The organism is Photobacterium sp. DA100 (assembly GCF_029223585.1).
Lineage (GTDB): Bacteria > Pseudomonadota > Gammaproteobacteria > Enterobacterales > Vibrionaceae > Photobacterium.
In genome coordinates this window covers 2,076,792-2,096,727 of sequence record NZ_CP119423.1, presented here as the reverse complement: position 1 = coordinate 2,096,727, position 19,936 = coordinate 2,076,792, and the positions used below count along the sequence as shown (strand labels likewise).

The following is a 19,936-nucleotide window of genomic DNA, read 5'->3' as shown; positions in this document are numbered from 1 at the left end:
GGGATAATCAAGAAAGGTTTAAAGCTTGATGATGACGTGTATTGCTTAAGCGGGTGATCACAAAATTATGCTGGGAAAATCGTATTCCCTTGCCTATTTTTCGTCTGAGTGGAAAAATTTCCCACATAAAGAGAATCACGGGAAATAAAACCCATGAATAAGCAAGAGTTTATCAGTGCGGTCAATAAATTTGATTCATATACAGCTGCAGAAAAACGAATTGCGGCATATTTTATGGACCACTACACCATGTTGCCGTTTGCAAAAATCGATGAACTCTGCAAACAAATTGGGGTAGGCAAGGCGACATTAGGGCGCTTTCTGCAACGGTTAGGATTTAGCGGTTTTATTCAATTTAAAAAAGAAGTCTCTGATGACTTGGCGCAGACGTTAACAACGCCTATCGAGCGCTATGAATATCATACCCATGAACCATCACAGGATACGATAGAAGGTCTGCTTGCGAACCATTATCAAGAAACAATAGATAATGTTGATAAGACATTCAATGGATTATCGGAGCAAGACTTTAAATCAGCCATGAAACTGATGCGCCATACAACAGGCAAGCTCTATGTCATGGGAAGTGCCTCATCAGAAGCACTGGCGACATATTTCTACTTATTGGCGAGATACTTACGTAAAGATGTGGTGCTGTTGAAAGCGGATATCTCAACACTGCCGCATCAATTGGTCGATGTGAGTAAAGATGATGTGCTGTTAGCGATTTCATACCACCGTTATTCCTCGATTACGATCAAGCTGGTGAGGTGGTTCCATGAGTGCGGTGGGCATAACATATTGGTGACGGATCAACCGGTAAACCCGTTCGTGTCATATTGCGATGTACAGTTTATTGTTGAAAGTGCAGGGAGGGGGTTCTTCAATAATCGGGCTGCGGGCTTTGCATTGATTGAGGCGTTTATTAAAGGTCTTTCTCTGCATCAAGAAAAAGATAATCGATTTAAACGAATAGAAGGATTATTCGACGAGTTCAGTGTATTTAAAAGCTAACAACTCTCCACTTTAAAATATTTTAATTAATTCAGCAGTGCAGGCTACGCGTTACTTCTTGTTGTGGGTATATATCCCTGCAGGGAGCCGAGCTAATCCGTTGTTGCGCTGTTGTGTTTATAAAATTAAAACCATTTGTGAAATAAATACAATTCCATTGCTTCTCTATTGAAGGGGTTATAAATGATTACATACCTTGCTCTTCCATCCATATTTGGTGTGGGATATTTTATCGTCAAAAAATATAATACACAGGCTGTCTTGTTTTTGGCCGGCTTGCTAATGATTGCTCTAGGGGTGATAAGCGGTAACACCGATTTCATGCCAAAGGGCGGGGCACATACTGGTTCGGTTATTGTCGACTTTTTTGAAGTGATCAAAGTGATTTCATCGACCACGCTGGCCAAGCTGGGTCTGATCATCATGGCTGTTGGTGGCTTCTCTAAATATATGGGACACATTGGGGCGGCCAATGCCATGGTGCAAATCGCGACCAAACCGCTGTCTTATGTCAAAAACCCATATGTGGTATTGGCGATGGCCTATATTATTGGCCAGCTGATTAATATCTTTATTCCAAGTGCTACAGGGTTAGCGCTATTGCTATTGGTGGCCATGTACCCGGTTTTGGTCGGTGTCGGTTGTAACCCAGCGGCCGCGGCGGCTGTTGTCGCGACCACGGGCTGTTTGGATCTTGGCCCTGCGTCATCAGCGGCGAATAAAGCGGCAGAAGTGTCAGGTATTGATGTTGCCACTTACTTTGCGAGCTACCAGCTACCGGTATCGCTGGCAGCCATGGCGGTGATTGCTGTGCTCCACTTCTTCTGTCAGCGTTACTTTGACCGCAAGGATCAGGAAAACGGTGTGACCCATGAGTTCAACCTGGATTCTAAAGAGCAGCGTGAAGCGCCAAAATGGTTCGCTATCCTGCCTGTCCTGCCTTTGATGTTGCTGTTGACCTTCAGTAAGTTCGCCATTACGTCGATCAAGATGGATGTGGTCACCGCGATGTTCATTGCCTTGTTTGTTTCTATGGTGTGTGACTTCATCTATACCCGAGACGGTAAAACGGTGGCGGCATCACTGAAAGTGTACCTGGAAGGCATGGGCGGTGTGTTTGCGGGTGTAGTAACCCTGATTATTGCCGCGCAAGTGTTCGTGGTTGGCCTAAGCGCAATTGGTTTTATCGACCTGCTGCTTAACTCTGCGGCTAACCTGGGTCTTGGCTATTCAGCCATGGTTGTGATGCTGGTGGGTATTATCATCACTATCACCATGCTTTCTGGCTCGGGTAATGCGGCATTCTTTAGCTTCTCAAACCTTGCACCAGATGTTGCTTCTCAGGTGGGTACGGCTGCAGCGCATGTCGCGCTTCCGATGCAGTTGTCAGCAGGCTTGATGCGTTCAGCTTCACCGGTAGCCGGGGTGGTTATTGCCTGTGCGGCTGTTGCCAATGTGTCGCCGATTGAACTGGCCAAGCGAACAGCAATCCCAATGCTTGGTGGCCTGCTTACCGTGATGATTTGCTCCCAAGTGATTGTGTAAGCAATAAGCATAAAAGAATAACAATCATACGGCAGAGTGAACCTCTGCCGTATTGTCGATTCAGAACGGAGCTGAAAATGAATATTGTCGAAAGATTTATCAATTATACCCGTATCAATACCACAACAAGTCGTGAGAAAGGTGCCGCTGGTATCATGCCTTCCTCTCCGGGACAGATGGAATTGGCAACGCTGATCAAGACCGAACTAGCAGGGCTTGGTCTGGAAGATATCGTGTTGCGCGATACGGCGATTCTCACCGCTACGCTGCCGGCAAATACCAATAAAGATCTGCCAACGGTTTCTTTCTTTGCCCATCTCGATACCAGTGCCGAACAAACCAGTGACACCAAGGCCAATATTGTGTCCTACCAGGGGGGCGACATTGTGTTGAACCCTGCATTGGATATTGTGCTCAAGGAGGCAGAGTTTCCGGAAATCGCCCAATATCAAGGGCAGGAAATCATTGTGACGGATGGAACCAGTTTGCTGGGCGCTGATGATAAAGCAGCCATTGCAGCGATTATGCATGCGCTTCAAGTATTGAAAGCCAATCCAGAGATCGAGCACGGCTCGGTGAAAGTGGCGTTTTTGCCTGATGAAGAGCAAGGGTTGCGTGGTGCCAAGGCGTTTGATGTGGAAAGCTTCGGCGCTGACTTTGGCTATACCCTCGACTGTTGCGGTATTGGCGAGTTTGTCCATGAAAACTGGAATGCCGGCAATGCGGTTGTAACCTTCACCGGTCAATCTGCCCACCCGATGTCAGCGAAAGGTAAGCTCAAGAACTCGCTGTTGATGGCGCATAAGTTCATCGCCATGCTGCCTGCGGGCGAGGCACCTGAGTATACCGAAGGACGAGAAGGGTATTATTGGGTGAAAGAAATGGCAGGTAACAGTGCTAAGACAGTGCTGAAGATGGACATTCGTGACTTTAGTCAGCAGGGTTATGCGGATCGTATGGCCTTCTTGCAGCAACTTGCCGATAGCTGCCAAGCGCTATGGGGAGAGGGGCGTATCGATATCGAGCTGTCTGACCGTTACGAGAACGTAGCCAATAGTTTGGAGGGAGAGGCTGGCTTCCCTATCGATATCGCTAAAGAGGCCTATCAGCGCAACGGTATCGAGATGAGGGCGATTCCAATGCGAGGGGGCTATGATGGGGCGGTGCTATCGCAAAAAGGCCTCCCATGCCCGAATATCTTTACTGGTGCGCACAACTTCCATTCGATCTACGAATATTTGCCGGTGAATTCATTGCAGGCGGCGAGTGATGTCGTGGTGGATGTGATCCGCATTACGGCCGAGAGGTTTGCCAAGTAAGCTCAAGGTGGGGGACCACAGACTTAGCTATCCGATAAAAGAAAAGAGCCAGCGTTTCTGAACGCTGGCTCTTTGTTTTTGATTCTAAGATAGAATTACTTGCTGGTAGCAGCCACAGGCTCAGTGCCTTCTGGGTGCCATGCGCCGTCTAGATCGTCCAGCTCAGGGAACTTAGAGCGGTCGAATTCAGGTGTCTTACCAGCCTTCAGCTGTGTCTCGTAGTCCTTGATAACCTTGATTGCCAGCTTAGACAGCATAACTAGAGCAACGATGTTGATCAGCGCCATCATACCCATTGAGGCATCGGCCAGGTTCCAAACAACTGGTAGTGAAGCAACAGAGCCGAACATTACCATGATAAGTACACATACGCGGAAGGCGAATAGGCCTTTCTTGGTGTTACCGTTCAGGAACATAACGTTAGTTTCAGCGTAGCTGTAGTTCGCGATGATAGACGAGAAACAGAACAGTAGAATCGCTGCAGCCATGAAGTAGGTTGTCCAGCTACCAAGCTCGTTGGTCAGGGCTTGCTGAAGCAGGCTGATACCGGTTGCTGCGTTTGGCTGATCCATCACACCGCTTAGCATAATCATTGCTGCAGATGCTGAACAGATAACGATAGTATCAACGAACACACCTAGCATCTGAACGAAACCTTGTGACGCTGGGTGGTTCGGGTTTGGCGTAGCACTTGCTGCGACGTTAGCTGCAGAGCCCATACCTGCTTCGTTCGAGAAAAGACCACGTGCGATACCGCTTTGCATTGCCTGAGCAATGGTGTAAGCCACACCACCGGCTGCTGCTTCCTGCCAGCCAAATGCGCTCTTAACGATTAGCGCTAGAACAGCTGGAAGCTCAGTGATGTTCATGATCACGATGATGAGTGCGATTGCTAGGTAGCCAATTGCCATAACTGGAACAATCTTCGCCGAAGCCGCTGCAATCTTACGCAGGCCACCCATGATGAAGAAGCCAGAGAAAGCAACAATCACAATACCCATCATGGTTTCGTCCAAGCCGAAAGAGTGGCTTAGCGCATCGGTGATAGTGTTTGCCTGAACGGCGTTGAAGACAAGACCGAATGCAATGATCAGGAACACAGAGAACAGTGAACCCATCCAGCGCATACCCAGGCCTTTCTCCATGTAGTAGGCAGGGCCACCACGGTATTGGCCATCGATATCTTTAGTCTTGTAGATCTGTGCCAGTGTTGACTCGATGAAGGCTGTAGACATACCGAATAGGGCAATCAGCCACATCCAGAAGATAGCACCTGGGCCACCGACTGTCAGAGCAACGGCGACACCAGCCATGTTACCAGTACCTACACGGGCTGCCATTGATGTACAGAACACTTGGTAAGAGCTGATACCGTTATCAACATCTTTACCGCTTTTAAGGACATCAACAGAATGGCGGAATTGGCGAATTTGGATAAAGCCGAGACGTAAAGTGAAGTAAATACCGACTGCTACCAGTAGGTAAACAAGGAGTTGGCCCCAAAGTACACCGTTAATTGCGCCGATGATAGTTTCTAAACCATCGTTCAGCGAGGTCAACCAAGTTTCGTTTGTAACACTCATACTAATTTCCTGTATATGACACTCAACCAATTAGCGGTTGGTTAAGCAAACTGAAACGTCCATTTACATGACAGTTCATGAATATGATTCTGAATTTATATTTGTTATTTGCTGGTTAGATCCAGCCATGTGTAACTTGTTGAAGTTACAATTGTGAAACATAGAATCAGGTGTTTCATCTGTAGACGGGGCTGTAAGTTAGCACGAAATTTGCCTGTTTCAGTGTGATATATGTCACGCTTTATGAATGAGAATTGTGAGGATTTGGCTTGCAGTACTTCATTCTGTTTAATTGGTTATTTAATTTCAGTATTTTATCTTGGTGTTGTGAGATTTTGGAAGGGTGTCAACTGAATGGTGTTCAATTGATGATATTTTTGTTTTTTACTCTGCGTTAACCAAAAAATGCAGAATATTTAACCGCTGGATGTTGGTTGAATTTCGATTATTCTTAACATTTGAGAATGGCTGTAAAGCTTTTTGAATGGATTGATGAATATTATTTCATGATTAAGTTAATCAAAAACCGCTCTGTAAAAGCGGTTTTAACCAGTTAAGTGCAATTTAACAGCGTGTGTTAATGAAGGAGGGAGCAAGAGGAGTTGTGTTGATATGGCACTTTACCAGAGGAATGTTTATCTTCCTGATAGGTAAAAGGTTGGGTTTCATCATTATTTGTATCAAGCGCCATCATTTCGAATCGGTGGCCGCAGATACACACATAGCCCCCCGTTTCTGTAACCAGAAACTCTTCATCTTGGCCGCACTGAGAGCAAGTTGGCAGATCCTGCATACTGTTTCCAATACCTCTATTTATAACTTACAGATAGTGGCAGGCTAAAAGCCATACCACCAGTCCATAGTAATTGCACTGTAATTTATTGAGTATCGACTTAATGTATTTTTTAGAGGAAACACAAAAATAAAGAAGATGGGGTTAGGGCAAGTTTGCATATACAAAAAAGATTGTATAGAGGGAAGGTGGAAGAAGGCTCGTCAACAGGCGGCTCTTTTAATCACAAGTCCAGCGCGAGAACTTGTGATGGGTCAAGCCTTCATGTTGAGATGCTTTTTAGATTATCTTGCATATCTCTTTGACGATAAGGCTAGAAAACCATAGGTGAGCGGGGTTGTTTCTGTTTCTCGTATGCTGAACCAGATAAATAGGTACGTGGTGTTCGTCTTTATGATCGAGTGAGAGTAGTAGGTCGAATTCGTTGCCGAAACTACTCAGGGCGCTTACACAGTTAGTACCAAACATAATGGAGTCCGAGTCCTTCATCACGTCCACGAGAACTTGTGTCTGAGAGCTTCTCAGCATTGGTTTCTTATCTAGCATCAGATCTCGGTATATATTCATGATTGGTGCGCTAAAAGATTGATATTGGTCCTCTTCTACCAGCATTCCTATTAGTGGGTAGTCGGAAGTATCATCAAGCTTAAGGTCTTCTTTCTTGAATAGAGGGTGTGCTTTCCTAGCAAAAAGTTGAGGCTTTAATATACCGATTTCTGTGGAAAGGTATTTTTCGTTAGGAGAGGGAGCGTAATGGATCGAAAAATCTAGATTTCCCTGATCAATTAAAGGGTAAGGGTTTGCTTTTGCAGGCAGTTCTGTGATTCGAGCCTTGGGGGCAACGCGATTTATTTCTAACACGAGTTTGGGCAGGAGAACGCTAGAAAGAAAGGCTGGTAATGCAATTGAGAAGCTATAATCACATTTCTCAGGGGTAAAGTCTTCGGATAGGAATACACCTTGTAGAAGAGGGATGATGACTTCAAGTTGCTTGCCGATGTGCAGGGCTTTTTCGGTTGGAATTAACCCATTGGAGACCCGAGTAAACAGAGGATCGTCGAATGTTTCTCGTAGCCGGCCGAGCGCTCTACTTACCGCGGGCTGGGAGACAAAAAGGACCTCTGCAGTGCGTGTTACGTTTTTCTCTTTGAGTAAAGTATCTAACGTAATCAACAAGTTTAAGTCGATTCTTGATAGCTGCTTATTCATCGGGTGGCTATGAGATAATTATTCACTTCGGTAATGTCAGCATATTACTATAAGTAGTTAGATGCAAATTTAGAATAATACTAGTATCAACCTCATCAACTAGAAATATATATTAAAGAGGTTGAGTATGAAATATAAATTACTCTCTACCCTAGTATTTGTTAATACTATTTCTTCAGCGACAGCTGCGACGTTTGAAGCAGATGTTCCGCCTTCTATTATTACTCCTAACCATGTTGAATCTAAGTATTTAGGTGAACTCAATTATACAGATGGCGCCCCATCGCTGGACACACACCTTAAAGCGTCAGACTTTGTTGACACTGCAGATGCCGTTCGTGTTTTTCTATCTGGTATACCGGTTGCGTCTATACAAGGGCTGTTACTCGGCCATGAAAGTGTTGGTATGGAGCCCAACAAAACCATTGCCATCTCTGAAGGGATGCTAAATGCGAACAGTATTTGGCTTACCGCAAATACGACAACCCCATATGTTTCGTCAGAAATTGATGTGAAAGATGGCCCCGTGGTGCTAGAGGTCGGTACGCCAATACTCGGTTTGGTGGATAACGCTGCGTTTAAGTTCACATCCCGAGTAGGTGTTACCCATCCTCAAGATCAAGGGAAGGGTGGCAAATATTTCTTCTATCACACATCTTATCAAGGCGAGCTGCCAAAAGGTTATATCCACGTCAAAACAGACGGTTATCAACATTGGTTGCTAGTTCGTATTATCACAACGCCTTCCACGTTAGAACATGACGTCAGCCAGCTGAAAAAAACAATGAAGCTGTATCCGTATGGCAAAAAGAACCAAACGGAGTTCTTGAATATTACCGGTATTAAGTACAACACCGTACATGCAATGAACCACGAGTTCTATGACGAAATTAATGCACTGATTCAGTATGAACCTAAGGAAATATTTGATCCTGAATGGCTATCGTTAGCGAAAAGAATTGGTATTGAAAAAGGCAAGCCGTTCCAGCCTGATGCCCGTATGCAAGGCATTCTTGAGGAAGCCGCTAAAATCGCGACAGCAGAAGCGAGGAGTTATTACTTCTACCCTGATGAATCACTCATTACTTACGAGGATAGCAACTGGTTTACTCCTTTGATTAATGGCCATGAGTTCCATGATGAAAATGGTGTCATCAATGCCGATGATCGAGCGATGTTCCACTTCATGGCAACGGGTATCACGCCAGATATGGTAACAAAAACAGTCGGCCGGGGTTCTGATTACCGAGTCGGCAACCGAGATAGTGACAATCAATTACTGGATGGTTCCGAGCACTACACTGTGACGCTACCACCAAATGCGCCAGCCACTAAGTTTTGGTCGTTTATGGTCTACGACAATCAAACCAGATCCATGTTAGAGACTGATCAAGCAAGCGCAGGCATAGATGGGCTCAGTAAGGGGCTTCGCAAAAATGAAGATGGATCGATTACGATTCATTTCGCACCGGTTGCGCCAAAAGGTTATGAGAAAAACTGGGTTCAAACCGTACCAGGTAAAGGTTTCAACGTATTGTTTCGTATGTATGGACCAACTGAAGCTTGGTTTGATGGCTCTTGGAAACCATCAGATTTTCAGAAGATAACCCGTTCTGAGTAACGACATCGAAATCCAGTTCAGCATCACCTCAAGGACGAGGTGGTCGCCAATTTATCATTCAGAAAGGTACATACTATGAAATTGAAGTCTTTGGCTCTAAGCCTATTGGACGCGACGACCCTTATGACGGGTCACGTGCACGCATCTGTAACAAACCAATCTTTTGACAATACGGACAATATACTGGCTCGAGCATCTCAAATTGAGGATCTTGAATATAAGATCATGGTGTAAAGAGCAACTCAGACCGCAATCTGGGCGATGCCAGCAGTTACTCAAGTTGATTTTCTCAAAGCGACGCGCCGCGATCTTGGTGGTGACTACAACGACGTGGTTTACATCAATAAGCCATTTGCTTCAAACAAAGGCTTTTTAACGGCCAATGACGTAGCCGCGTATGCTTGGGGAACCATTACATCACGCAATGGCCCTATCGTTATTGAAGTGCCGGCAGCTTCAGACAAAGTGAGTTACTTTGGCTCCGTGGTCAACCAATGGGAGCAACCTATTGTGGATGTTGGCCCTGCTGGTGCAGACCAAGGTAAAGGCGGAAAATATGTCTTCTTGCCACCAAACTATGAAGGTACGCCTTCAAAAGCGGATTTGGAGGCCGAAGGTTACATTGTTTCTGAAACAGAGACGTTGGATTATGGCTTTGCGTTTCGCCCACGCCTATATAATGGCGCGACCGATAAAGACGCAGGGGATTATGCAAAAGGCATTAAAATCTATGAGCTGAAAGATGCCTCTAATCCCCCTGAAACAGATTACCTCAACGCTACAAATGTTGATTATGACTGTTTGCCTTACTACAACGAGACCTTCTTCGAAGATGTGAATGATGTTGTGCAAAACAACCCAATTCGCGAACAAGACAAAGTGATGGTTTCTCTACTTAAGGAGCTTGGGATAGAGAAAGGGAAGCCATTTAATCCTACTGAGAAGCAGCTGAATGCAATGAGAGAGGGCTTGTTGCTAGTATATGCTCATATGCAAAAACGCTTTGTCACTGATGGTGATACTATCTCACCGTTGTGGAGAGATAAAGAAGGGCAGCCGCTATCAAATTGGGCATTTTGGAACTTTGGTGACCAACCATACAAAGGTTTTACCTTTGAAGAAGAAAACGAAGTGCTTGTTGATAAGCGAGCGAGTTCGTATTTCTACGTCACTTACCTGCCTAAGAAGTTTGGCGGGGAAACATTCTATCTTACTGGCGTGAAAGACAGTAATGGTGACATGTTAGATGGTGAATCGACGTACAAGCTTAATGTTCCGAAGGATACGCCGGTAAAAGATTTCTGGTCAGTGATTGTTTATAGCATGGAGACTAAAAACTTCGTCAAGAACGTGGATCGTGTCGGCTTGTCTTCTCGCAACCAAGATACGATGAAAGTGAATGGCGATGGCTCTTACGACATTTACTTTGGTCCCAAGGCTCCAGAAGGAATGGAAGAAAACTGGGTGCCGACCAATGGTGAAGATTTCTTCTTACTGTTCCGCCTGTATGGGCCAAAAACAAAAGACTTCTATAAAACCTGGATGTTGGGCGATCTAGAGAAAATAAACTAAATGGTTAATAAGAGGCAGTAATACTGCCTCTTATTAATTTCCCTTCTAGAAATACCGCTAATTATAAGAATATGGCTTAAATCCTAATTAAAATTACTTAGCAATAAATATAACTGGATATAAGATGAAAAATCATCATATGACGCTGTTGTTTGTTTTTACAGCAGCTCTTTCTGCCAATGTTTACTCATCAGAAGAAATTAAGACCAAAGAGCAGCAAGCTGCTCAATCAGCAGTGAACCCGTTGACTACCAGCTATTGGATTCCGATTCAGTATGAATACAGTGAAAATGTAGGTCCAAATAAGGGGACTAGGCATACAACGAATATACAGCCTATTATTCCATTCGAACTTTCCAAGGATTGGAATCTAATTACTCGAACCATTATTCCTATTATTTCTCAAAGCGATGTTACTCGTGCTGGTGAAAGTGAATCAGGTCTTGGGGATATCAATTCGACGTTTTTTTTCTCACCGACAGAAGCGGTTGGCGGCGTGTGGACGCATGGCTTTGGTCCGACATTTAACTTTGATACTGCAAGCCATGAAGCGCTTGGCACAAATGAAACGGGTATCGGGTTATCTTATGTCGGCCTTACCGTACTGGGCCCTTGGACGGTGGGATTTTTGGCAAGCCATACCTACTCGGTTGAGGAGGGTATTGGCGATACATATAGCACAACATTTGTGCAGCCCTTTATTGACTATACGACAGAGTGGGGCACCACTTTTGAGCTGACATCAGAAACCGCCTATGAGTTGAATAGTGATCAGTGGTCAGTGCCGGTCACGTTAACGGCTTCTCAGTATTTCGAGCTAGAAAATATACCTATGTTGCTTGGGGGAGGGGTGAAATATTGGGCTGAATCGGCAGAGTACGATCCGGAGGGAGCAACCCTAAACCTCAACTTGTACATCCTTTTGCCAAGAACATAAAAGCGCATTTATTTATATTGTAATTTTACTAAACAAACACCTCCAATCAACAGCTGAGACTATAAAAAACGGACAATGAACATTCGGTAATCAAATGGGCTGGTGCCAAGTCAGGTGGAATCAATTGCAACTATTGGTTCCCCCTGATTTTAAAGGGTTATGCAGTTAGTTAATATCTGATATGTGGTTAAATGATTGGTGGTGTCATTGTTAACGCCTTAATCTTCCTCTTATCAATAAAAGAGGCAGGTATCGACATGACAAAAAAGTACCCTATAGGGGCTTTTATCGTGGGGGCAAGCGTTACTCCTATAACATTTGCTAGTGGTATTTTTCTTCAAGAGGCTACTTATTCGAACTTGGGGACGGCTGGTGCGGGTGATGGGGTCTATATCGAGTCCGCTACTTCCATTTGGACCAATCCGGCGGTAATGTCCCATATTGAGGATGAGTTAACCACAGTTACCGGAACGTTATTAAATCTAGAGATTAATTACTACGACGATGGTAACGGTCGGGATGGTAAATCCAGCTCGACATTACCGGTTGCGGGTTTTTTTCACGTCATTGACTTAGGTAATGATTTTAAAGCTGGCCTCGCATTAGGCTCTCTAGGTGGAGCGACATTGGATTATGGTAATGAATGGCGGGGAAGGGCTCAGCTGACGGATGTTGCATTGCTAACTTATCAATTTAACCCGACACTAAGTTATAGAGTGAATGAGCAATGGTCCGTCGCTGGTGGTGTTCAGGTTAACTACGCTTTTTTACAAGGCAACACTGCTAGTATAGAGCTAGATACCTCAACCAGTTGGGCGTTTGGGTACAATATTGGCACTGTTGTTCAAGCAACCGAAAAGCTCAAGCTAGGTCTTTCGTATCGCTCGGAACTTACCCATGAGTTTGAAGGTGATGTGTATACGCAGCGTGCATCTGGTACATATAAGACTTCTTTGCCATCTCCGGCTATTTCTGATTTAAGTGTATCATATCAACTAAGTCCGCAACTCTCCTTGATGAGTTCTATCCAAAATCACCATTGGTCAGCGATGGAGTCCACCGATATTAATATGACGATAGGTAATCAACTCATTCCATATACGATAGACAGAGATTGGGATGATGTGTGGCGCGTGTCTTTGGGGGGGGAGTATCAACTTCATCAAGGCTGGAGTCTAAAAGCGGGATACGCTTATGAATCTTCTCCTTTAGATGATCCTTCAAAGCAATCACCGGACTTACCTGTAGGTGAGCAACATCGATATTCTATTGGTCTAAGCAAAAAGTTCGATGAGAGCAAGCTGGATATTTATTACGAACTTGCTGACTTCGGTAAAATTGATATTAAGCAAGAATCAATGCGCGAACTTTTCTCTCTGAATGGCCACTTTACCGGGACGGTTCACTTTATTGGTGCGGCATATACATTCTAACAAGGAAGTTACTATGAAGAAACTTATTGGTTTTGTTAAATGGTTGGTTAAAGCGATGTTCGTTTTATCGTGTTTGGTCGGCTGTTCTCTCTTTTTTTCTACGCTGTCGAAAATACATGGCAAAGCAATGCCTGCTAGTGATTTTGTTGGTGGTAACCCAACCATAATAAAGTTACTGAACTCGGAAGTTTTCATGGGGGTGATCTTTGTCGTTACTATTTCAATATTTTCATATGTAGGCTATCTATTTTGGCGACTCCATGAGGTTGCGGTTCATGAAAGTGAACATCAAAAAAGCGCGCACACAACCCTTGTTTTTGCACTTTCTCTGTGTGGCTTAATGATCAACAAAGTTTGGTGGGTTTTAGCTCTAATAATTGCCTTTACCCGTTGGGATGTTATTGGTGACGCGTTAAGTGGTGTTATCCGTAAGGGCGTATCTGGTTCTAGGCTTTCTTCAGAGGATTCTAAACAATGAAAGAGATAATGCTACCTTATGTTTTCATAATGTGGGTTCTGGTCAAAGCCGGGGTCATAAAATGGAACCTACGCAATGCAACCATGATAGTCTCTTTTGGGGCGTTCTTGGCCACTACCTTATTTACGGTTAGTCGATTTTGGGCTCCAGTAGATTTGACCGATAGCAGTACCGTCAAAGCGCCACACGCAGTGCTGAGCCCGCTCGTCGGTCAAAAGGTGAAAGAGGTCTATGTCACCCACAACCAAATGGTGAAAAAGGGCGACTTACTTTACACGCTGGAATCTACGGACTCACAGGAGCAAATCAAAGGGCTGTATGCACAACTTGAAGCGTTGAAGCATCAAAAAGAATCGACCAAATCTCAATTAAAAACCGATGAGAAGAATTTAGCTCGCCTGAAACAATTAGATGAATACAGTAGCGAGAAAGAGCGTGATGACTTAACCAATACAATTCAGCAGGGCTATTCTGAATTGTCTGAACTGAGTGCTCAGATGGTGAACATTAAAGCTCAGATTTCGGAAAGCCAATGGCTAAACGAGTTGAATAATGTTGTTGCTCCATTTGATGGTCAGATGGGGGTTGTCAATCTAGCCGAGGGCACTCGAACCGGCAATATGCATATCTATGACACGAGAAAAAAATTCTTAGAGATGCGTGTTAGCGACCAAGCTTATCGTTACATTAAAGTCGGTCAGTTTGCGGAGTTTTATGTAAACTCACATCCTGGTGAGGTATTTCGAGGGAAGGTTCACAGTATCACGAGTGGTACTGGTGAGGCTCAAGTCTCGGTTTTAAATGGCTCTAAAAGTGTTAATCAGCATGTGGCTCAAAATATGGGCTCACATGGCCGGACAGTTATCATAGAATTTAAAGAGCCTGAAGGGTATTCCATACCAATAGGTGCAACAGGTGCTGGTTGGATTTCGGCGACTAAGCCTCATCCGATCTTAGGCTTTATGGATATCATTGGCGGGGCGACGGTTCGCTTGAAAGCGCTAAAGTCGTACCTCAATGCTATATAATGACAGTTGAATAATCATGGCCGCATTAAGCGGCCTTTTTTACATCTGAACGAAGTGTTGGAGACATCGTTTTGTGGGTGCCATATTAAGGGGCAGAGAGTCAGCATTGAATGATCTTTTCCCTCAAAATTGGAGCGGTGGTGTAACCGAGCTTTGTTGTTTAAAGCTGTTCTGTTAAAAGTAGGTATCAGCGTATTGATGTTCTGTTTCGTCGTGAAGGTCGGTTCACCAATTATGGGCTTTGTTGCGTAAATTGAAATGAATACGAGCGAAGCCATCGTTGTTGATTGGTTAATCAATTGTGGTTGTTTGAGGCATGCCAAGGCTCTACAACTTATTTAAAGCAGGAACAGCGGCAAAGGATTCGCCAACCTGGGCATTATAACCTCGAAGGCTCAAGCTTGAACCAAGGACAGTCTCAAGGAGTCGTTTATATCTCGACATCGCAGTTTCAGATATCGATCGTGAGTGATAGCCAGATGTTTTCTTCCAATGCTCATTGCTTTCATAGATACGTTGGTAAGCAACAACTTGGTTTCTCGAGGCCCGTCTTCCCAGTATGTAGCCCCACTTCTTGGTGGAATGAGTGGCTGTGCTTTTTTACGCTTAATTGCTTGATAACATAGCCGTGTATCGTAGGCACCATCGCCCGATACTGACTGGATTTTACGCTGAGCTTTCTTTAATAACTCGGGAAGAACTTCACCATCAGTAACCGTTGAAAGAGAAAGTTCTGCACTAACAACCTGATGAGTATCAGCGTCAACAGCAAGGTGCAGCTTACGCCATAAACGCCGCTTTTCTGCACCATGCTTCTTGGCTTTCCATTTGCCATCACCGACCACATTTGGCCCAGTTACATCAATAGTTAGATGACGAATTTCACCTCTGACAGGCATTTTGATCGAAACATCGACGTCCTTCGCTCTTCGACTGATACGAGTGTAGCTTGGGCAACATAGTGACACATCCATTAATGTCAGCATCGAGTTGATAAAGTCTTCCGTAGCACGCAGTGATAGTCTGTAAATTAGCTTAATGATCAATGCTGTAGTGATGGATAGGTCAGAATATTGATTACTGGAACCACGCCCACCATGGTGGGAATTACACTCCCATGACGATATCGCTTCTTCATCAATCCAGATCGCCACTTTCGGAAAGAGTACAAACTGATTTACGCAACAAAGCCTCTTACCCCCGCAAAATGGGAAATTTGTATGGGTATTATCCCTAACTGGTCTTGAACACGGTATAGAGGAGGCTCGAAAAGTTCAAAAGACACTGAATGTTTCAGGACAAGGAAACGGTGTCTGGGAGCCAAAACTTTTTGATAAAAAACAGTACGAACAACTCCACAAGGAGTACATGCAAAAAGCGATTGACGGAGGCATAGTCCTTGACTATGGCTACACTGAAGGACGTATTTATACTGAAACAAAGCGTATGTCTGATCCTGTCGGTTGGGTGCGGACTTTAGAATTAACTCTTATCAGGTATCACAGGACTGAAAATGGTAAGTGCTATCAGACTACTTTCGAAGAGCAAAAGTAGACGAGTTTTGGTCAATTACAGTTTATGTCGAAGATAGTTGGTTGTTCCTTGTAGACATGAGAACTGTTTTGAACTCTCGTGAAGCAATTCAAAATGAAGATGGCACTTACACTGTATCGTGTGGTGGTGATGCACCAAATAACCATTGAGAATGGGACTGACAAAATCTTTAACTGGATGTGGAGAGCTTATGGTTCATCCTATAAAGTAAAAGCGGGCAAGTGGAATCCTATTGCCTCTTTTCACACAGTAGAACGTTAGTCAATAACTATTATGAGATAATATCTATAAAACTTTATTAATTATACCTTTTGAATTTACATAGAAGTTCAAGAGGTTTTATTGTTTTTTCAAACTTTAAAAGCTAAAGTGAATTTGAATTGGAAATTTATTCAATTAGCTTGAGATTGTTTTCGCCACTTGATTATTATTTAAATTACAGCCAATAATGCAGAGTTAATTAAACAGTATACAGTTTATCAAGATGTTAAAAAATCCCCGAGCGATAAGCTTGGGGATTTGTTTATAAGAGATAGCCTTGTGGCAGATCCTACTCTGTAATCGCTTGGCTAATGCAATCGAATATTAGAATGAAGTACGCTTGTAACGGCGGTACTCAGCATCCCAGAAGTTATCGTTAATCTTCTCTTTGATACGATCATCAGTATTCTTCGGCGCTTTACGCTGCTCAACCGCTTTCTTAGCGACAGCAAACGCAATGTGGCGAGAAACGTTCTGGATCTCTTCCAGTGGTGGAAGTAGGGCACCTTTACCGTTAATCGCTAGTGGCGAGCACTCAGCCAGCGCACGGCTACTTTCCATCAACATTTCGTCTGTAACACGGCGTGCACCGACAGCCAGAACACCTAGGCCGATACCTGGGAAGATGTAGCTGTTGTTACATTGAGCAATCGGGTAAGTCTTACCGTTGTGGACCACAGGCTCGAATGGGGAGCCGGTAGCAACAAGTGCATGACCATCAGTCCAGCGGATAAGATCAGCCGGTGTGGCTTCAACACGGCTGGTTGGGTTTGATAGTGGGAAGATGATTGGTCGCTCGCAGTGCTGGTGCATTTCGCGGATCACTTCTTCGCTAAATAGGCCCGGTACGCCAGACACGCCGATCAGTACAGTTGGCTTGGCATTACGCATGACATCCAGTAGTGAGATGTTGTTGTCTTCTGTATCCCACTCGTTGATGATTGCACGAGGCTGTACCAGCTTCTTCTGGAAGTTGATCAGGTTCGGCATGTCATCAACCAGCAGACCCCAGCGATCAACCATGTAAACCTGGCTGCGGGCTTGCTGTTCAGAAATACCCTCAGATACCATTTGTGCAATGATGGCTTCAGCAATACCACAACCGGCAGAGCCAGCACCTAGGAATGTCACACGCTGCTGAGATAGTTTGCTACCCGCCGCTTTACAAGCCGCTAGGAGCGAGCCAACAGTAACGGCGGCTGTACCTTGGATGTCATCGTTAAAGCAGCAAACCTTGTCCTTGTAACGCTCAAGCAGTGGCATTGCGTTTTTCTGAGCAAAGTCTTCGAACTGGATTAGTGCATCAGGCCAACGTTGCTTGACTGCCTGGATGAATTCGTCAACGAAGTTGTCGTATTCCTGTCCAGAAATACGAGGATGACGCCAGCCCATGTACATAGGGTCAGACAGACGCTGAGGGTTGTTTGTACCTACATCCAGCACAACAGGTAGTGTGTATGCCGGACTGATACCACCACACGCGGTATAAAGAGAAAGCTTACCGATTGGAATACCCATACCACCGATACCCTGGTCGCCCAAACCAAGAATACGTTCACCGTCAGTCACAACAATTACCTTTACGTTGTGGCGCGATGCATTGTTTAGCATGTCTTCAATGCGGTCACGGTTAGGGTAAGAGATGAATAGGCCACGGCCACGGCGGTAGATGTTGGAGAAATCTTCACATGCCGCACCAACAGTTGGGGTGTAGATGATTGGCATCATCTCTGTGATGTGGTTTTCAACCAAACGGTAGAATAGGGTCTCATTGGTATCTTGGATATTACGCAGGTAAATGTGCTTGTCCATGTCGTTTTCGAATTTCAAAAACTGCTGATAAGCACGTTCAGTTTGTTCTTCAATGGTTTCGATTGCTTCTGGAAGCAAGCCTTCCAAGTTGAAGAACATGCGCTCTTCGACAGAGAATGCACTACCTTTGTTAAGTAGGGGAGTTTCTAGTAACGCAGGGCCAGCGTAAGGGATATAGAGTGGGCGTTTATCGTTATTCATGCAATAGACTCTGTTTCGTTGGTAGTAAAGAAATGGGCTGCCGTAAGCTTTTCCATTTAGGCGCTAATCGTAGATCTACCGTGCTGATTATTCAAAGGGAAAGCGCAGAAATTTCGAGGCCTAGATCAAGTTTTGGATGGGTTTTTATCGTCATTAACACGGTATAAATTTATTTTGTAATGCAAAAGATATTTATGTTTTGCTAGTGTTTGTCATGTTTTGATTTTGTTTGATCTTATGTTGCGCGAAATGGTGTGTTTTCTCGCTGTTACATCTGCATACAATGTTGCGTTGGTGTGGTGTTGTGTTTGTGTGTATTTTGTTTGTTTTGTTGCCGTTATGTTTATTTTGTTGTGGTTGTTTGTGGTTGATTTGTTTTAACTGGTTAGCGGTGGAAAAGGCAGTCTAAATACGTTCATAGCGTCCTTATCGTCATAACCTAATCGTTTTATCCGAAGCAGAACAAAGTTGAGAAACTCTTGAGTGACCAACGATAAATATTGGCGGGGGGGATGCACAATCCAACCGAAGTTATAGTTGGGCGAATAGCTATGGATGACTTGTTCGAGAAGATTCTTTTGGGCGAATAAGTCGCCAACTCTTTGTGAGATCAATATCAGGCCATGGCCTTGGATCGCGCTTTCGATCAGCAGAGGAACACTGTTAACTGTCAAATTACTCGAGAGTTGAATTGATTGGCCGTTATCATGAGATAGTTTGTTAAGCAGCTCACCATTACTGAAGCGATAGATGATGAAATTGTGCTCAGGTAACTGATCCAAACTGGCTGGAGTGCCGTGGTTTAATAGGTACTGAGGTGAGGCGTAAAGCCCATATGGCTCTTCTTGTATTTTGTGGGCAATCAGGTTTTCTTCTGTTCGAGTATTCACAACCCGGAAAGCAACATCAATTTCATTCTTAATCAGATCCAGTTCATCGTTGGAGCTAATGACTTCCACATTGATGGCTGGGTGCAACTGCATAAACTCCAATACCAATTTTCCGATATTCATCATCACTGGTGAGATCATGATTTTAAGCCGGCCAACGAGTTCTTTTTCGGGGTGCTGAAGCTTACTGATTGTTTTATCTAGAGTATGAATGAGGCCCACGGTTGCGTTATAAAAGTCATTTCCGGCAGCTGTGAGCGTAATATGGCGACTATGGCGGTGAAAGAGTTTGATTTTTAAGTCACTTTCCAGCTGTTTAATCCGTCGGCTGATATTGGATTTAGGTAAATCTAGCCATTTGGCGGTTTCTGTCAGTGAGCCAAACTCTGCTACTTTGTGAAATAGTTTAATGTCTTCAGTTTTCATTCAATGTTTGGCTTCAGTTTGTTGTACTCGGTTCTAGTTTATCAAACAACAATTCAATTATCGTTCTGTATCTTAGAACGAAGCGTTCCATTTGGGCTGGTTTATTGGTGACGGACAACTGCTTATACTCTCGCCGGCTTCATGACATTGTCATGATGGTCAGTGTTGGTTGGTAGTGTTGAAAAGTAATGGCTGAAAACTGTAAGCACAAAGTTGTGGTAAGAATTAAGAGAAGATGGTGGCAAAGGTTTTTTTATAAG

General features: G+C 44.2%; 13 protein-coding genes and 1 pseudogene. 9 read left to right on the top strand and 5 right to left on the bottom strand.

What is annotated here, in order from left to right; all coding sequences use genetic code 11:
* Nucleotides 1–153 precede the first annotated feature (153 nt).
* The 3 genes from PTW35_RS09780 (at nucleotide 154) to pepT (ending at nucleotide 3,878) form a co-directional block, all read left to right on the top strand.
* Complete coding sequence (locus tag PTW35_RS09780; RefSeq protein WP_044623437.1) at nucleotides 154–1,014, top strand: MurR/RpiR family transcriptional regulator; 861 nt, start codon at nucleotides 154–156, stop codon at nucleotides 1,012–1,014.
* A gap of 183 nt (nucleotides 1,015–1,197) precedes the next feature.
* Entirely contained in the window at nucleotides 1,198–2,559 is a 1,362-nt protein-coding gene (dcuC, locus tag PTW35_RS09775) for a C4-dicarboxylate transporter DcuC (protein WP_039464047.1), read from the top strand.
* A 77-nt stretch (nucleotides 2,560–2,636) separates the two neighbouring features.
* Nucleotides 2,637–3,878, top strand: a complete 1,242-nt coding sequence (gene pepT, locus PTW35_RS09770) for a peptidase T (protein ID WP_281024819.1) — start codon at nucleotides 2,637–2,639, stop codon at nucleotides 3,876–3,878.
* Nucleotides 3,879–3,973: 95 nt separating this feature from the next.
* Here pepT and PTW35_RS09765 read toward each other — a convergent pair whose 3' ends face one another.
* Nucleotides 3,974–5,461: an alanine/glycine:cation symporter family protein gene (locus PTW35_RS09765; protein WP_281024818.1), complete on the bottom strand. Its 1,488-nt coding sequence runs from the start codon at nucleotides 5,459–5,461 to the stop codon at nucleotides 3,974–3,976.
* Between the two features lie 1,072 nt (nucleotides 5,462–6,533).
* A complete protein-coding gene (locus PTW35_RS09760; protein WP_281024817.1) occupies nucleotides 6,534–7,463 on the bottom strand; it encodes a LysR family transcriptional regulator in 930 nt (309 codons plus the stop codon).
* 127 nt (nucleotides 7,464–7,590) lie between these two features.
* Between PTW35_RS09760 and PTW35_RS09755 the strand changes: the two genes are divergently transcribed.
* From PTW35_RS09755 to PTW35_RS09730, 6 genes are all read left to right on the top strand, one after another.
* Nucleotides 7,591–9,084 carry a DUF1254 domain-containing protein gene (locus PTW35_RS09755; protein ID WP_281024816.1) on the top strand — a complete coding sequence of 498 codons (1,494 nt, stop codon included), beginning with the start codon at nucleotides 7,591–7,593 and terminating at the stop codon, nucleotides 9,082–9,084.
* 261 nt (nucleotides 9,085–9,345) lie between these two features.
* The gene (locus PTW35_RS09750) at nucleotides 9,346–10,656 is read left to right on the top strand and encodes a DUF1214 domain-containing protein (RefSeq protein WP_281024815.1); all 1,311 of its coding nucleotides are present in this window, start codon (nucleotides 9,346–9,348) and stop codon (nucleotides 10,654–10,656) included.
* A 124-nt stretch (nucleotides 10,657–10,780) separates the two neighbouring features.
* Nucleotides 10,781–11,593 carry a hypothetical protein gene (locus PTW35_RS09745; RefSeq protein ID WP_281024814.1) on the top strand — a complete coding sequence of 271 codons (813 nt, stop codon included), beginning with the start codon at nucleotides 10,781–10,783 and terminating at the stop codon, nucleotides 11,591–11,593.
* A gap of 191 nt (nucleotides 11,594–11,784) precedes the next feature.
* Nucleotides 11,785–13,026: an outer membrane protein transport protein gene (locus PTW35_RS09740; RefSeq protein ID WP_281024813.1), complete on the top strand. Its 1,242-nt coding sequence runs from the start codon at nucleotides 11,785–11,787 to the stop codon at nucleotides 13,024–13,026.
* Between the two features lie 13 nt (nucleotides 13,027–13,039).
* Nucleotides 13,040–13,504 carry a magnesium transporter gene (locus PTW35_RS09735; protein WP_281024812.1) on the top strand — a complete coding sequence of 155 codons (465 nt, stop codon included), beginning with the start codon at nucleotides 13,040–13,042 and terminating at the stop codon, nucleotides 13,502–13,504.
* A complete protein-coding gene (locus tag PTW35_RS09730) occupies nucleotides 13,501–14,532 on the top strand; it encodes a biotin/lipoyl-binding protein (protein ID WP_281024811.1) in 1,032 nt (343 codons plus the stop codon). The genes PTW35_RS09735 and PTW35_RS09730 overlap by 4 nt, the downstream gene beginning before the upstream one ends.
* A 327-nt stretch (nucleotides 14,533–14,859) precedes the next feature.
* Here PTW35_RS09730 and PTW35_RS09725 read toward each other — a convergent pair.
* From PTW35_RS09725 to PTW35_RS09715, 3 genes and pseudogenes are all read right to left on the bottom strand, one after another.
* A pseudogene (locus PTW35_RS09725) lies at nucleotides 14,860–15,677 on the bottom strand (IS5 family transposase); the annotation flags it as partial.
* 994 nt (nucleotides 15,678–16,671) lie between these two features.
* Entirely contained in the window at nucleotides 16,672–18,360 is a 1,689-nt protein-coding gene (locus PTW35_RS09720) for an NAD-dependent malic enzyme (RefSeq protein ID WP_281024810.1), read from the bottom strand.
* Nucleotides 18,361–18,737: 377 nt separating this feature from the next.
* The gene (locus tag PTW35_RS09715) at nucleotides 18,738–19,676 is read right to left on the bottom strand and encodes a LysR family transcriptional regulator (RefSeq protein ID WP_281024809.1); all 939 of its coding nucleotides are present in this window, start codon (nucleotides 19,674–19,676) and stop codon (nucleotides 18,738–18,740) included.
* Nucleotides 19,677–19,936 lie beyond the last annotated feature (260 nt).